This window comes from Methylobacterium sp. Leaf106 (assembly GCF_001422895.1).
GTDB classification, from domain to species: Bacteria; Pseudomonadota; Alphaproteobacteria; order Rhizobiales; family Beijerinckiaceae; genus Methylobacterium; species Methylobacterium bullatum.
Genome location: NZ_LMNB01000031.1, coordinates 204,506 through 218,530, shown reverse-complemented (window position 1 = coordinate 218,530; position 14,025 = coordinate 204,506). Strand labels below are relative to the sequence as shown.

The 14,025-nt window shown below is 68.0% G+C and carries 15 protein-coding genes; 10 read left to right on the top strand and 5 right to left on the bottom strand.

Annotated elements, in window-relative coordinates:
- Nucleotides 1-77 precede the first annotated feature (77 nt).
- The 3 genes from ASF34_RS16550 to mnmA are packed head-to-tail and all read right to left on the bottom strand — an operon-like array spanning nt 78 to nt 2,808.
- A complete protein-coding gene (locus ASF34_RS16550; RefSeq protein WP_056162513.1) occupies nt 78-929 on the bottom strand; it encodes a TVP38/TMEM64 family protein in 852 nt (283 codons plus the stop codon).
- A 22-nt stretch (nt 930-951) separates the two neighbouring features.
- Complete coding sequence (locus tag ASF34_RS16545; protein ID WP_018044448.1) at nt 952-1,602, bottom strand: class I SAM-dependent methyltransferase; 651 nt, start codon at nt 1,600-1,602, stop codon at nt 952-954.
- Between the two features lie 48 nt (nt 1,603-1,650).
- Nucleotides 1,651-2,808, bottom strand: coding sequence for a tRNA 2-thiouridine(34) synthase MnmA (gene mnmA, locus ASF34_RS16540; protein WP_056162510.1), 1,158 nt, complete (start codon nt 2,806-2,808; stop codon nt 1,651-1,653).
- Between the two features lie 744 nt (nt 2,809-3,552).
- Between mnmA and ASF34_RS16535 the strand changes: the two genes are divergently transcribed.
- From ASF34_RS16535 to ASF34_RS16490, 10 genes are all read left to right on the top strand, one after another.
- Nucleotides 3,553-4,728, top strand: a complete 1,176-nt coding sequence (locus ASF34_RS16535) for a flagellar hook-length control protein FliK (protein ID WP_244479023.1) — start codon at nt 3,553-3,555, stop codon at nt 4,726-4,728.
- A 10-nt stretch (nt 4,729-4,738) separates the two neighbouring features.
- Nucleotides 4,739-5,419 (top strand): flagellar hook assembly protein FlgD, encoded by a 681-nt coding sequence (locus tag ASF34_RS16530; RefSeq protein WP_018044451.1) that lies wholly within the window; start codon nt 4,739-4,741, stop codon nt 5,417-5,419.
- A gap of 104 nt (nt 5,420-5,523) precedes the next feature.
- Nucleotides 5,524-5,799 (top strand): CtrA inhibitor SciP, encoded by a 276-nt coding sequence (gene sciP / locus ASF34_RS16525; protein WP_018044452.1) that lies wholly within the window; start codon nt 5,524-5,526, stop codon nt 5,797-5,799.
- Nucleotides 5,800-6,106: 307 nt separating this feature from the next.
- Nucleotides 6,107-7,666 (top strand): flagellar basal-body MS-ring/collar protein FliF, encoded by a 1,560-nt coding sequence (gene fliF / locus ASF34_RS16520; protein ID WP_244973620.1) that lies wholly within the window; start codon nt 6,107-6,109, stop codon nt 7,664-7,666.
- A gap of 61 nt (nt 7,667-7,727) precedes the next feature.
- On the top strand, nt 7,728-8,777 hold the full coding sequence (fliG, locus tag ASF34_RS16515; protein WP_018044454.1) for a flagellar motor switch protein FliG: 1,050 nt from the start codon (nt 7,728-7,730) through the stop codon (nt 8,775-8,777).
- On the top strand, nt 8,774-9,367 hold the full coding sequence (locus tag ASF34_RS16510) for a FliH/SctL family protein (RefSeq protein ID WP_056146408.1): 594 nt from the start codon (nt 8,774-8,776) through the stop codon (nt 9,365-9,367). Before fliG ends, ASF34_RS16510 begins: the two co-directional genes overlap by 4 nt.
- 47 nt (nt 9,368-9,414) lie before the next feature.
- A complete protein-coding gene (fliN, locus tag ASF34_RS16505; RefSeq protein WP_018044456.1) occupies nt 9,415-9,759 on the top strand; it encodes a flagellar motor switch protein FliN in 345 nt (114 codons plus the stop codon).
- Between the two features lie 52 nt (nt 9,760-9,811).
- The gene (flbD, locus tag ASF34_RS16500) at nt 9,812-11,176 is read left to right on the top strand and encodes a sigma-54-dependent transcriptional regulator FlbD (RefSeq protein WP_018044457.1); all 1,365 of its coding nucleotides are present in this window, start codon (nt 9,812-9,814) and stop codon (nt 11,174-11,176) included.
- A 117-nt stretch (nt 11,177-11,293) separates the two neighbouring features.
- Nucleotides 11,294-11,620: a (2Fe-2S) ferredoxin domain-containing protein gene (locus tag ASF34_RS16495; RefSeq protein ID WP_018044458.1), complete on the top strand. Its 327-nt coding sequence runs from the start codon at nt 11,294-11,296 to the stop codon at nt 11,618-11,620.
- Nucleotides 11,621-11,816: 196 nt separating this feature from the next.
- Entirely contained in the window at nt 11,817-12,896 is a 1,080-nt protein-coding gene (locus ASF34_RS16490) for a lysylphosphatidylglycerol synthase domain-containing protein (RefSeq protein WP_018044459.1), read from the top strand.
- A gap of 57 nt (nt 12,897-12,953) precedes the next feature.
- On the opposite strand, the gene ASF34_RS16485 is transcribed toward ASF34_RS16490, so the two are convergent.
- Both ASF34_RS16485 and ASF34_RS16480 read right to left on the bottom strand, forming a co-directional pair.
- Complete coding sequence (locus ASF34_RS16485) at nt 12,954-13,421, bottom strand: PIN domain-containing protein (RefSeq protein WP_244479029.1); 468 nt, start codon at nt 13,419-13,421, stop codon at nt 12,954-12,956.
- 126 nt (nt 13,422-13,547) lie between these two features.
- The gene (locus tag ASF34_RS16480) at nt 13,548-14,006 is read right to left on the bottom strand and encodes an excisionase family DNA-binding protein (RefSeq protein ID WP_056162501.1); all 459 of its coding nucleotides are present in this window, start codon (nt 14,004-14,006) and stop codon (nt 13,548-13,550) included.
- Nucleotides 14,007-14,025: the final 19 nt, after the last annotated feature.

Here is a 14,025-nt window from a genome sequence, read left to right as displayed (position 1 = left end):
CTTGGCTCGTCCCGGTCTCCCCGGCGCAGTGCCTCCCGCGGCGGTCATTCCGATCTCTCGGCGATCAACTCTACGTCTTAATGCGATTGATTTACATCACGGTTACGCTCCGGCCGCCGCGCCGTCGACTGCCCGGCCACAGGGATCTGCGACGTGACGCTACGCTTGCGGGCGAACCGGCGTCTCAGCCCTATGGAGAGCAACGCGAAGGCGGCGAGGCCGCCGAGGCCGGCCAGGGTCTTGACGGTGACGAGAGACCGCAGGGACAGGGCCTCGTCGCAGGCCTCGGCGCCGCTCGCCAGACAGTCCGCCTTGGCCGCCTCGTTGGCCGCGACGACATCCTCGATCGCCGATCCGGCTGCCGCATAGACGACGGCGCCGGGGGCGAGGCCCAGAAAGGTCGCGAGCACGAAGGTGCGCAGGGGAACGCCGAAGGCCGCCGGGGCGAGATTCGTCATCCAGAACGGAAAGATCGGCAGGAGCCTCAGGACGAGGATGAAGCCGAACGCGTCGTCGCGGAACCCCGCCGCGAGGCGGCCGAGGCGCGGTCCGGCGCGGGTCACGAGAAACTCCGACATCGGCCCACGGCCAATGGAGAAGACGATGGCCGCGCCGGTCGTCGCCGAGACGAGGGCGATCCCCGCGCCTGTGGCGGCCCCGAACAGGAAACCCGACAGGATGGTCAGCACCAGCGAGGCCGGCACGGACACGATCACGCAGCCGATATAGACGAGGCAGGCGACACCGATGGCTCGCGACCGGTCTGCGGCCACAGCCTCCATCAGCGTTGCGCGATAGGACAGCAGGCGGTCGAGGCTGAGAAGGTGCGGGGCGCCGGAGATGAGGACGCCCAGCGAGATGGCCACGAGGGCGAGGATCGGAAGCCACCGCAGGGCGCGGCGGAGGACGCCGCTCGAGTTGCGTGTCATGTCCCCGCTTCACCGGGCCGGATCAGCCGGGCTTCCGCATCCTCAAAATCTTGAAGAAACCACCGGGAAAGGTCGGCGAGACGCCGATGAACTCGACGCCGTTGCGCCGCGCCCAGGCCTCGATCCGCGTCGACTTGAACGCCGAGGACCAGCCGATCTTGGTGCAGAGCGGCGCCACGATCTCCTCGACCTTCGCGACCGCGCCCTTGGTCTGGCCGAAATGGTTGGCGAGGACGATCTCGCCGCCCGGCCGCACCACGCGGAGAAATTCCGACAACGCGGCTTCGGGGTCCGGCACCAGGGTGATGAGGAACTGCGCGACCACCGCGTCGAAGCTGGCATCGGCATAGCCGAGGCGGCACACATCCATCACCTGAAGGCCACGGACATGGGTGAGCCGCCGGCGCAGCACCTTGGCGCGGGCACGCTTCAGCATGTCCTCGGACAGGTCGACGCCGCAGACGAAGCTGCCCGCCGGATAATAGCCGAGGGACAATCCCGTGCCGACGCCGGCTTCCAGGATACGCGGCCCGCAGGCGGTGGCCGCCATCACCGCGTCGCGCGCGGCGGGCTCGGTGAGCTTGTCGTAGACGACGTCGTAGACCGGTGCCCAGCGGGCATAGGCCTTGCGCATCAGGGCCGTGCTCGGACCGGCCTGCGGCTCGCTCAGCATATCGTCTCTAGATCCTGCGGATGGGGAAGGTTCTGGCTCGGGTCGGCGTCAGGCGGCTTGCGCCGTTCCGGCTGCCAACGCGTCGATGCGACGAATGGTGCCGCCGCCGAGCACACGCGAGCGTGGGCTGTCATCGGCATAAATGACGCAGGCCTGGCCCGGAGAGACGCCGTCTTCCGGTGTGGCCAGCACGACCTCGGCTGCTGCTCCACCGGAATCGACCGTCAGATGCGCGGCGCGCGGCTCACGGGTCGAGCGGACCCGCACGGCCACCGGCATGTCGACGACCCCGCCGGACGGCAGGATCCCGAGCCAATTCAGATCGTCGAGGCGGATGCGGCTGGTGGCGAGGGCGGAACGCGGCCCCACCACCACCCGGGCGGAACCCGGCTCCAGTCGGACCACGTAGAGCGGCTCGCCGACGGCGAGGCGGAGACCCTTCCGCTGTCCGACCGTGTAATGAATGATGCCCTCGTGCTGGCCGAGCACCCGGCCCTCGAGATCGACGATGTCGCCGGCGCGCGCCGCATCCGGCCGCAGCTTGGCGATGACGTCGGCGTAGCGCCCCTGGGGCACGAAGCAGATGTCCTGGCTGTCGGCCTTCTCGGCGATGGCGAGGCCGAGCTCGCGGGCGAGGCGTCGGGTTTCGTCCTTGGGCAGTTCGCCCAAGGGAAAGCGCAGGAAATCGAGCTGCTCGGCCGTGGTGGCGTAGAGGAAGTAGCTCTGGTCACGGGCCGGATCGAGGGCGCGATAGAGGCCGCGCCCGCCGGCTTCGAGGGGGCGACTGGCCACGTAATGGCCGGTGGCCAGCACGTCGGCATCGAGGTCGCGGGCGGTGGCGAGGAGATCACGGAACTTTATCGACCGGTTGCACTCCACGCAGGGGATCGGCGTCTCACCGGCGAGATAGCTCTCGGCGAAACGGTCGATCACCGATTCCCGGAAGCGGTCCTCGTAATCGAGGACGTAATGCGGGATGCCGAGCGTCTCGGCGACGCGGCGCGCATCATGGATGTCCTGACCGGCGCAGCAGGCGCCTTTGCGATGGACCGCCGCGCCATGGTCGTAGAGCTGCAGCGTGATCCCGACAACGTCGTAGCCCTGCTGGCTGAGCAGCCCGGCCACCACGGAGGAATCCACGCCGCCGGACATGGCGACGACGACGCGCGTCTCGTGCGGGGCCTTGGGAAGGTCGAGGGAGTTCATCACGTCACGGGTTCGCCGGCAGGCCGCAGCGCCCGCACATGCGGAGTCTATAGCGATCCTGAGGTGGAACTTCCAGGCAGGCCGGGAGCAGGTCTCGCATGCCGACGCGCCGGACCCGGCAAATCCTGCCTGGACAGGGACGATTTCGCCGGGTCGCGGAGGATCGGTTTGCGAGCGACGAAAAAGTTTTCCTGTCGAAACAACGGGTTATCAAGTGCGATGCGTGGCTCGAAGTTTGCGCGGTGGGGGGCGAGGAGACTACGCCGAATGGCCACCACGTCGATCAACCGAGACCAGGCCTCGCGGTTCGCGAGCGCGGTCGCCCCGCGTTCCGCCCCGATTCCTGCCACCGATGCGGCGGACCTCGAACGTTTCAGTATCCCCGCAGGCGAGTCGCATCCGGCGCCGGCCTCACGCAGGGCCTTGGAGCCGAAGACGGCCATCCGCGAGCGTGATGCGGCCAAGACCGGCGTCGCGACGTCGGTGGCTTCGCCGACCGCGGAACCGTCCTCGCCGCGGCCGAAGGGCGATGCCGCACGGCCGGGGGCGCTTTCGCAGCGGAGCGTTTATCGCGGGCCGGTCCAAGTCGATGCCGGAGGCATGGGCGCGGCCGAAGCGGCGCTGCGAGAACAGGATCCGGTTTCAGGGCAGATAGAAGACTTGGCCGAGACACGGCCGCTGCGAGCCCGAAGGGACGAGGATCAGGCTACGCCGCCCAACGAGGCCGGTCTCGGAGGTTTGCCGGTGCAGCGTGACGCTTCGGCGGCGCAGGGGACGGACATGCAGCCCACCCTGCCGCAACAGGGGGGAGATCCATCGATCATGGCGGCGCCGGGCTTCCCGCAGCCAGCCGGCAAGGCAGGCTTGCCGATGACCGGCGGCGCCGGACCATTGTCCGCCTCTTCCGTGCAGGCAGGACGTGAGACCCCTCAATCCGCCGCCCCGCCTCAGGCTGGGAATGCCTTGCCGCCTTCGATGGCTGGACAGAGTGGGATACCCGTTCCGGTTCAGGCGATCGCGTCTGCGGCCGTCGCTGCCGAGGCGGTCACGGCGACCGAAGAGCGGAACGACGATGTGGAGGTTCCGGCGGACGGCGCGGTTGCGGACCCCACCGCGACGGCGATGTCCGCCCTCGCCCCGCCCGAACTCCTCGCGCCTCCGCCCCCGGCCAACGCTCCCGCGATGGCGGTTCAGGCCGGTGCCGTGTCGTCTCCGAAACCGAGCGCAATCGTTGCACCCGGCGCGGGCGGCGCGCAAGCTGCCGCCGGTCGTCCGGTCGCCGTACCCGGCACCGATCACCCGGCCTCCTCCGAGCGCGAGACCTCGTCGGCCAAGGCTTTCGACGAGCTAGCCCCCGGTTCGACCGTGGCTGCCGACGATCTCGCTTCGGCTCCTACGGCGACGTTCAGCCCTGTGCCGGCAGCCCACATTTCCGCACCGGTGCCCGACCCCGCCGGCGCCTTCCCCCAGGCCCAGGCGGCGCCGGTGCCCCTCGGCGCGGTGCCGATGACCATCGGGCTCCGGTCGCTGGCCGGGTCGAACCGTTTCGAGATCAGCCTCGATCCGAAGGATCTCGGGCGGATCGACGTGAATCTCGATATCGACAAGGACAGCGGCACCGTCACCGCATATCTCACGGTCGACCGGCCGGAGACCCTGGCCCTGCTCCAGCGCGATGTCGGCAACCTGCAACAAGCTCTGTCGCAGGCCGGCTTCGATGCGGGTGAGGCCGCCATCAACCTGTCCCTGCGCAGCGACACCGGCTCCGATGGGGGCAACGGCGCCGAGCGGGATGGCGGGGGCGGCCGGGATGGCCGCTCCGGCACGCCCGGTTCCGACCTGAAGGACCCGCGCCTTTCCAACGACGTCGTGCCGCTGCGTATGCTGCGCGGCCTCGGCGGCATCGACATCCGAATCTGAGGAGACCGCCATGACAGCCGGCATCACCGGAGCTTCGAGCAGCTCCTCCATCACGAACCCGAGCACGGCCACCGGCGCTTCCCAGGAGATCGCCGGCAATTTCCAGCAGTTCCTGACCCTGCTGACGACGCAGCTCAAGAACCAGAACCCGATGGACCCCCTGGACACCAACCAGTTCACGCAGCAGCTCGTGCAATATGCCGGCGTCGAGCAGCAGCTGAAGTCGAACGACCGGCTCGATTCCATCCTCAACAACGCGAAGGCATCGAGCGCGGCCGCCGCCACGGGCTTCATCGGCCAGAGCGTGACGGCGGACGGTCGGGTCGCCAACCTGAAGGACGGCTCGGCCGTCTGGACCCTGACGCCCGCGCGTGCCGCCAAGCAGGCGACGATGACGATCAGCGATGCCAAGGGCAACGTGGTGGCCACACAGACGAAGGCCCTGACCGCCGGGGCGCAGACCTTCGCCTGGGACGGACGGTCCACCTCCGGTTTCACCTCCGCCAACGGCAGCTACTCGATCAAGATCGATGCCTTCGACGCCACTGGTGCACAGGTTAGCGTCGACACGCAGGTCGCCGGAAAAGTCGACGGCGTCGATCTCAGCGGCAGCGAGCCGGTGCTGCTGATCGGCAAATCGCGGCTGCCGATATCGGGCGTGCAGAACATCGGATCCGGGTTGTCCACATGATCCTGGAAAAAACGAATCAGATGCAATCGATCCGCTTCAACATATCTTAAGCGGGCGCAAGTAGCTTCCAACCTCGACAGGTCAGTCGAGTTGTAGAGCGTATCATGACCGAACCAAGCCGCCCGAGAGTCAAATACGTCATCGGGCCAGATGGAAGCCCGCTGACGATCGCGGATCTTCCGCCGACCACGACCAGACGATGGGTCATCCGCCGCAAGGCCGAAGTCGTCGCAGCCGTCCGCGGCGGTCTTCTCAGCCTTGAGGAAGCCTGCCAGCGTTATACCCTTACCACCGAGGAATTCCTGAGCTGGCAGTTCTCCATCGACCAGCATGGCCTGGCCGGATTGCGGACCACCCGTATTCAGCACTACCGCCATTGAGATCGAGGAGGGTCGGCATCCGGGCCGGGTTCCGGAAGTCCCCTTCGAGCAACGATCTCCTTGAAAAAGAACCGCGCCCTCCCCGGGGCGCGGTTCTTTCCGTTTCGGGGGCGGCTCGAAACGGACGAACGCCGACCATCCTTTTTTCCTGGGTTAAGGAAATCGTTAACCGGACGCTAACCACGACCTGGGCAAATTTTGCCGAGCGAGCGCGGCCCTTCCGCCGCTCCGGTTCGGGTGGGTACGTCGCGTCGTGAAGTCCGTTCTCGAAGTGGTGACGAAGTTGGGACCGGCGCGGCTCGCGGCCATGGCGGCCGTGACCCTGACGTTGATCGGCTTCTTCGCCTTCGTGATCCTTCGCGTGTCGAAGCCCGATATGGGCGTCCTCTTCGCCGACCTGTCGATGCAGGATTCGGGGGCTGTCATCCGGGACCTCGATGCGCGCGGCATCAAGTACGAGACGCGCGGCGATGCGGGCCAGACCATCATGGCGCCTCGCGCCGACCTGCCCCGCCTGCGGATGGACCTCGCCGGCAAGGGCCTGCCCAGCGCCTCGGGCGTCGGCTACGAGATCTTCGACAAGGGCGATGCGTTCTCGTCCACCAACTTCGTCCAGAACGTCAATCACCTGCGCGCCCTGGAGGGGGAACTCGCGCGCTCCATCCGGGCCATCGGACGGGTCCAGGCCGCGCGCGTCCACCTCGTCATTCCGGAGCGCCGCCTGTTCGAGCGCGACCGCGAGTTGCCCAGCGCCGCCATCGTGCTCAAGCTCGTCGGTGACATGGACCCCTCCCAGGTTCGCGCCATCCGCCATCTCGCCGCTTCCGCGGTGGAGGGCCTGAAGCCGGAGCGGATCTCCATCGTCGACGAGCGTGGCCGCCTGCTGGCGGACGGGGCTCGGGGTGCGGAGGCCGAGACCGGCGCCGGCATGGAGGAGAAGCAGGTCGGCCTCGAGCGCCGCCTGCGGTCCCAGATCGAGGAGATCGTGGCCGGCATCGTCGGCGCGGGCCGCTCGCGGGTGCAGGTCACGGCGGAACTCGACCGGAACCGCATCGAGAGCCGTTCGGAGACCTTCGATCCGGAGAGCAAGGTCGTGCGCTCGACGCAGACCCGCAGCGAAAGCGCGCTCACGGGGGGCAACGAGGGCGCCGTGACCGTCGGAAACGAATTGCCGGGCGCCAACCAGCCGAACCCGAACCCCAATTCGAAGGATTCCTCGAAGAAGGACGAGGAGACCACGAATTACGAGATCTCCCGCGTCACCAAGACGGTGGTCGAGGAAGGCGGACGTCTGAAGCGCCTGTCGGTGGCGGTCCTCGTCGACGGCGCCTACGTCCCGGGAGCGGATGGCCGCCCCGTCTATCAGCCGCGCCCGGCCAACGACATCGAGCGGATCGCCACCCTGGTTCGCACCGCCATCGGCTTCGACAAGGATCGTGGCGATCAGGTCGAAGTGGTCAACCTGCGTTTCGCCGAGACGCCGGCGCCCGTCGAGTTCACCGAGCCCTCGCTGATCCAGTCGCTCATGGCTCCGTCGAAGGAGGACGTGATGCGCATGGTCGAACTGTCGGTGCTTCTCCTCCTGACGGTGATCGTTCTCCTCGCCGTGGTCCGTCCCCTCGTGCGCCGCATCCTCACCGCCGAACCGACCCAGGCCATTCTGGTCTCAGGACCGGCACTGGCCGGTGGCGATCCCGGCGCCGATCAGATGCTTCCGGCTCGCGACAACCCCACGGCCCGCCTCGTCGACTTCGCGCAGTTGAACGGCAAGGTGCAGGCGGAGACCGTCCAGCGGGTGGTGGACATGGTCCGCGGCAGCCCGAGCGAGACGGTGGAGGTCCTGCGCAACTGGATCCACGACAGTTGAGCGGGACGGCGACGGCATTCGAAACGGTAGCGGCAACGGCAACGGCGAAGAGGAGTGAGGCATGGCCTCGGGGTTGAGCGTCATCGCGGATCAGGATCTCGGCAAGGCGGGCTTGAGCGCCATGACCGGCGCCCAGCGCGCGGCTGCGCTTCTCCTGCTCCTCGGCGAGACGGAGGGCGCGCCGATCTGGCAGATGCTGGACGAGGAAGAGGTCAAGATGGTCTCCCACGCCATGGTCCAGCTCGGATCGCTGGAGGCGGAGACCGTCGAGAGGCTGATCGTGGACTTCGTCTCGCGGCTCTCCTCGGGCGGCGGCATCACCTCGAACTATGAACGCACCGAATCGCTGCTTCTCAAGATCTTTCCCACCGAGCAGGTCTCGGCGATCATGGCGGAGATCAAGGGCGCTTCGGGCAAGCGGGTCTGGGCGAGCCTGACGCAGATCGACCCGGAGATCCTCGCCTCGTTCCTGCGCAACGAGTATCCGCAGACGGTCTCGGTGGTGCTGTCGAAGGTGCGCCCCGACTATGCGGCGAAGGTCCTGACGATCCTGCCCGAGGATTTCGCCATCGACGTCCTCAACCGCATGCTGCGGATGGAGACGGTGCAGAAGGAGGCCCTGCGCCACATCGAAGAGACCCTGCGGGTGGAGTTCGTCTCCACCATCGCGCAGACCACACGGCGGGACGCCCACGAACTGATGGCGGACGTGTTCAATGCGTTCGACCGCCAGACCGAAGGCCGCTTCCTCGCGGCCCTGGACCAGGCCAATCGCGGCTCGGCCAAGAAGATCCGCCAGCTCATGTTCACCTTCGAGGACCTGCTGAAGCTCGATGCGGGCAGTGTGCAGACGCTGCTGCGTAAGGTCGACAACGACACCCTGTGCCGCGCCCTCAAGGGCGCCGACGAACGGGTGCGCAACTTCTTCCTCAAGAACATGTCCACCCGCGCGGCCAAGAACATCACCGACGAGATGGGCTCGCTCGGCCCGATCCGCCTCAAGGACGTCGATGAGGCGCAGGCCAAGATGACCGAGCTCGCCAAGGAACTGGCCGAGAAGGGCGAGATCATGATCGCTAAGTCCAGCGGCGAAGAGGAGCTGGTCTATTGAACGCCCGCCGGTTCCTCTTCGACACCGATTTCCGGCCGCGCGAGGGCGCGACCGTCCCGCCCAAGGAGGCGGCGGCCCTGGCCGAGGCCGTGGCGCAGGCCCATGCCCGCGGCGTTCAGGAAGGGCGCGCCCAGGCCGAGGCCCAGGCCCAGGCCCGCATGGCCGATGCCCTCACCCGCGTCGGCCTCGCCGCGGCCGGCCTCATCGGTCAGGCGGACGCGCGGGATGCGGCGCGCGAGGAGGAGGCCCTGGCCTTCGCCGTCTCCCTGGCGCGACGCATCGCCGGCGATGCCCTCGACACCCAGCCGCTCGCGGCCATCGGCGACGCGGCCCGCACGGCCCTGCAGCACCTGCGCGGCGTGCCGCATCTGGTGGTGCGCGTGAACGACAGGCTGGTGGACGAGGCCGAGGCGCTGGTGAAGAGCCTCGCCCGCGAGCGCGGCTTCGAGGGTCGTCTCATCGTCCTCGGCGAGCCCGACCTCGCCCCCGGCGATGCCCGGATGGAATGGGCCGATGGCGGGGTCGTGCGCGACCGCGCCCGTATCGAGGCCGCCGTGCTCGAAGCCATCGGCCACCCTCTCGACTCCTGATCCCTCGCCCCTCGCCCCCGCAACGCCTTCGACTTTGAAAGCCCGTGATGTCCGACAATTTCAGCCTGCCGCAGCTCAATGGCGTCGACTCGTCCTTCGACGGGCTCGGCTCCGAATCGATCCGCGAGGCGCCCACGACCCCCAAGAGCGCCTCCGACCTCGAACAGGTCTTCGACGTCCCCGTGGTGGTCTCGGCCGTGCTCGGCTCGTCGCGCATGCCCATCGGCGATCTGCTGCGGCTGCAGGCGGGCGCGGTGCTGGAACTCGACCGGAAGGTCGGCGAGGCGATCGACATCTTCGTCAACAACCGCCTCGTCGCCCGCGGCGAGGTCGTCCTCGTCGAGGAGCGCCTCGGTGTGACGATGACCGAGATCATCAAGAGCGACCACTGATCCCGCCCGCCGCGCTGCTGCGCGAGGCTCCACCGACACAGGATACTAGACCATGCGGCTCCTCATCATCGGACGCTTGAGCGGCGAACTCGTCACCGCCTCCAAGATCGCCATGAACCGCGGCGCGGCCGTGACCCATGCGGACGGGGTGCCGCAGGGCCTCGCCGTGCTGCGCGCCAAGGGCGCCGACCTCGTCATGATCGATGTGGGCCAGCCGATCCGCGAACTCGTGACGGCGCTTTCCGACGAGCGCATCCGCACCCCGGTGGTCGCCTGCGGCGTCGCCACCGATGCCAAGGCGGCGGTGGCCGCGATCCAGGCCGGCGCCCGCGAGTACATCCCCCTGCCGCCCGATCCCGAACTGATCGCCGCCGTGCTGCAGGCGGTCTCCGAGGACGGGCGCGCCTTCGTCTGGCGCGACGCCTCCATGGAGCGGGTGGTGAAGCTCGCCGAGCAGGTGGCGCGGTCGGAGGCCTCGGTGCTGATCACCGGCGAGAGCGGCACCGGCAAGGAGGTGCTGGCCCGCCACGTCCATGTGAAGTCCACCCGCTCGAGCCGGCCCTTCGTCTCGGTCAACTGCGCCGCGATCCCGGAAGCTTTGCTCGAATCCGAACTGTTCGGCCACGAGAAGGGGGCCTTCACCGGCGCCGTCGCCCGCCGGATCGGCCGGTTCGAGGAAGCCAATGGCGGCACGCTGCTCCTCGACGAAATCTCCGAGATGGATGTCCGCCTCCAGTCGAAGCTGCTGCGCGCCCTGCAGGAACGGGTGATCGACCGGGTCGGCGGCACCGCTCCCGTGAAGGTCGACATCCGGGTGCTCGCTACCTCCAACCGCAATCTCATCGACGAGGTCCGCAAGGGCACCTTCCGCGAGGATCTGTTCTACCGCCTCAACGTGGTGCACCTGCGCCTGCCGCCGCTGCGCGAGCGCCCGGCCGACATCCTCGAACTCGCCACCCATTTCGCCAAGAAATACGCCGAGGTGAACGGCGTGCCGGTCCGGTCCTTGAGCCGCGAGGCGCAGGCCATCATCCGTGAGAATCCGTGGCGCGGGAACGTGCGCGAACTCGAAAACACCCTCCACAGGGCGGTCCTGCTGGCGACGGGAGCGGAGATCGACGCCGACGCGATCTCCACCCCGGAGGGCGAATCCTTCGCCCGCTCCGCCGGGCCGGTGGAGCGCGCCGCCCAGGTCGCCGAGGCGGCCACCCGCGGTCTCGTGGGACGGACGGTGGCGCAGGTGGAATGCGAGCTGATCCTCGACACGCTCGACCATTGCCTCGGCAACCGCACCCATGCCGCCAAGATTCTCGGCATCTCGATCCGGACCCTGCGCAACAAGCTCAACGAATATGTCGATGCCGGCATCAGCGTCGCGGAGCCCGGCAGCGTCCGGGCCGTGGCGGCCTATGGCTGAGGGGCGCTGGCCGGCGGGGCATCACGCCCCGTTGCCGCCCCTCCCCCCTTTGACTTAGGTGTGGCCCGGATGGCGTCCCGGTCCCCGGCTCGCCGGGCACGGAACGGGCACCCGGATTTGGCAAAACACGAGAAGGACACGACCGTTCGCACGGCGAAGTCCGGCTATTCGGACATCGTCCTGGTCTGCGCGAAATGCACCAAGCGTGTCGGCCTGAAGAAGGACGAGATCCGGGGGCGGCTCAAGCGGGAGGTGAAAAGGCGCGGCCTCGGCGGGATGACCCGCGTGGTGTCCACGGGCTGCCTCGGCCCCTGCCCGAAGCGGTTCGTGGCGGTGGCGACCTCCTTCAGCCTATCGCGCAACCGCATCGTCCTGATCGACCCGGAGGGCAATGCCGAGCAGGCCCTCGACACGGTCTATCCGCCCGCCCGCCGGTCCGAGTGAGGCGGTCTCCGATTTCAGCCCCAATGCCACGATAGGATCGGCCCGAGTTCGATTGTGCGTGACAGGCGGAGCGCCGGATGCGCTGTCCCTTCGATGTGTCGCAGATCGTCATCGTAGAACCGGGGTCCATGTCTGCGAAACCCGCATTGAGAGGATCGTCTCCGTTGGCGCTCGTCCATTTCAGAAGTCCGGCCCTTTGACCCGCCGCGTCGTGGCGCCTCCGCCCGCCCGAGCGGGCCTCGGAAGACAGGCCCTGCGCTACCTGCCCGTCCTGGGGACGGTGCTGGGCCTCGGCCTCGCCATCTGGCTGGTGGCGACCCACGATCTCGCCTCGGTGGCCAATGCCTTCGGACGGATCGGAATCGTCGGGCTCGCCGGCATCGTGCTCATGCGCGTCGTCGTCCTGTCCCTCTGTGGTCTCGCCTGGGAGCGGGTGCTGCACCGGCTCTCCACCACCGCCGAGGCGGGTGCTTTCCTCATCCTCCGCTTCGTGCGTGACGGGATCAACGTGCTCCTCCCGGTGGCCTCCGTCGGGGGCGACGTCGTCGGCGGGCGTCTCCTCACCTTCTGGGGCGTGTCGGGCACGTTCGCTGCAGCCTCGATCCTGGTGGACATGCTGATCCAGGTCGGCACGCAGGCCATCTTCGTGCTCATCGGCGTCACGCTACTGATGCAGATGGAAGGCGAGTCCGCCGCGTCCCTCGCGGCCTGGGCCCTGCGTGCGCTCGGCGTCACCGCCATCGTGCTCACCGCCTTCTTCCTGTTCCAGCGCAGCCCGCTCATGCGCGGCGTCGAGCGCCGCGTCGCCGAACTCGGCCGGCGCTTCCTGCGCGACCCGGGCGAGGCGGCACCCGGCTCGGCGCCCGGCGACGCCGGTGTGCATGGCGCCCTCGATACGGTCTGGGCTCCGAAGCGCTGGCCCCTGCTGTTCCAGGGCATCGTCCTCCACCTCCTCGCCTGGATGCTCGGCGCCGTGGAGATCTGGATCGCGCTGACCTGCATGGGCGTGGAGGGCGTGGGCCTCGCCGAAGTCGTCATCATCGAGGCCCTGAGCCAGGCCATCAAATCGGCGGCCTTCCCGGTGCCGAGTGGATTAGGGGTTCAGGAAGGCGGGTTCGTCCTCGTGGGCGGCCTGTTCGGCATCGATCCCGGCACCGCCATCGCCCTGTCGCTGGCCAAGCGCGTGCCGGACGTGGTGCTCGGCCTGCCCTCCCTGATCCTGTGGCAGACCCTAGAGGCCCGCCGGGCGACGGTGATGGCTCCTCCGCGGGGGTAGGTCGTCGTCGCCGAGAGGCCGGCGATTTGGTCCCGTCTAGAAGCCGGGGCGTACCGTCTACAGGGACGCTTCATGCGAGCGGAGAACATCGACGGTCGAGGTCAGTCCGACAGCCTCCATATCGAGAAGCAACTGCCCTGCATTCTTCTCTGGTCGGCGCAGACGCAGGCGAAGCTGCCGCACGGCATCGACCGCCTTGCCCTCATCGAGAGCGATGGTGTCGGCGATGAAGGCGTCGGCCGTTCGCGCTTCGAGATTCAACGGACCGAGAACCGACGCCGGAAAATGCTTGATGTTGCCCGTGACGATGGTCGCTGCCTGGGTTTTCAGGGCCGCCGCGACGACGTGGGCATCGCCTATGTCGGGCAGCCCTTCGCAGGCGCCGAGAAAGCGGGCGAAATCGGAGACCATCGCATCGTCGAAAGCGGTTTCCATGCAGAGCCGCGCCCGGCGAGCCCGCTCCTCGCTATCGGCGACACTCCTCTTCGCCAGGATGTCCGAAATCGCGCGTTCGGTCTCATCCAGAATCGGTATCGACCACCGCAGGCGAAAGAATTCTCGTTCCGCTAGGGTCAGAAGCAGGTTTCACTTGAGGGCACCCGCGAGCACGCAGGCATCGACGAGCGCGGTGAAGCGGTTGGCGAACACCGCTTACAGGAACTCGCCATCGAGGGCGGCGAGGTTCGAGAGCGCCTGGCTCCGGGTTCCGTCCCGGACATCCTTGTACGCGAACAAGTCTTCGGCCTTGATCCTGCGATGGCGCCCGACCGTGATGTGAGCGATCTCGCCACGCTCCAGAAGCGATACGAGATAGGGACGCGACACGTTGAGGATATCTGCGGCCTGCTGCGTCGTGAGCATCTGGGTCACCGGAACAAGCGTCACCGCGTCGCCCCGGCCGATATGGCGGAGGAGATCGATCAGAAGGTTCGAGATGGCCGGAGTGAGCGTGATCTCAGCAGATTCCTTGCGAACGTCGTCGAACACGCGCAGTTTCGTCTGCTCGGATGATTGAGTGGCCAGGAGGCGGCGCAGGGTGTTGGCGGTCTTGCGCTCGCCGTCCGACGGTAGCCGGCCGCCGAGGCCCTGAGCGGAGGCGGGCAGTGTCATCGTGAGCCGACTCCCTTGG

What these genes read in the sequence shown, in the direction of transcription:
- ASF34_RS16550 (WP_056162513.1), bottom strand. Translation starts at nt 929, where the DNA reads ATGACACGCAACTCGAGCGGCGTCCTCCGCCGCGCCCTGCGGTGGCTT.
- ASF34_RS16530 (WP_018044451.1), top strand. Translation starts at nt 4,739, where the DNA reads ATGACAGCCGGCATCACCGGAGCTTCGAGCAGCTCCTCCATCACGAAC.
- sciP (WP_018044452.1), top strand. Translation starts at nt 5,524, where the DNA reads ATGACCGAACCAAGCCGCCCGAGAGTCAAATACGTCATCGGGCCAGAT.
- fliG (WP_018044454.1), top strand. Translation starts at nt 7,728, where the DNA reads ATGGCCTCGGGGTTGAGCGTCATCGCGGATCAGGATCTCGGCAAGGCG.
- fliN (WP_018044456.1), top strand. Translation starts at nt 9,415, where the DNA reads ATGTCCGACAATTTCAGCCTGCCGCAGCTCAATGGCGTCGACTCGTCC.
- fliF (WP_244973620.1), top strand. Translation starts at nt 6,107, where the DNA reads ATGGCGGCCGTGACCCTGACGTTGATCGGCTTCTTCGCCTTCGTGATC.
- flbD (WP_018044457.1), top strand. Translation starts at nt 9,812, where the DNA reads ATGCGGCTCCTCATCATCGGACGCTTGAGCGGCGAACTCGTCACCGCC.
- mnmA (WP_056162510.1), bottom strand. Translation starts at nt 2,808, where the DNA reads ATGAACTCCCTCGACCTTCCCAAGGCCCCGCACGAGACGCGCGTCGTC.
- ASF34_RS16480 (WP_056162501.1), bottom strand. Translation starts at nt 14,006, where the DNA reads ATGACACTGCCCGCCTCCGCTCAGGGCCTCGGCGGCCGGCTACCGTCG.
- ASF34_RS16545 (WP_018044448.1), bottom strand. Translation starts at nt 1,602, where the DNA reads ATGCTGAGCGAGCCGCAGGCCGGTCCGAGCACGGCCCTGATGCGCAAG.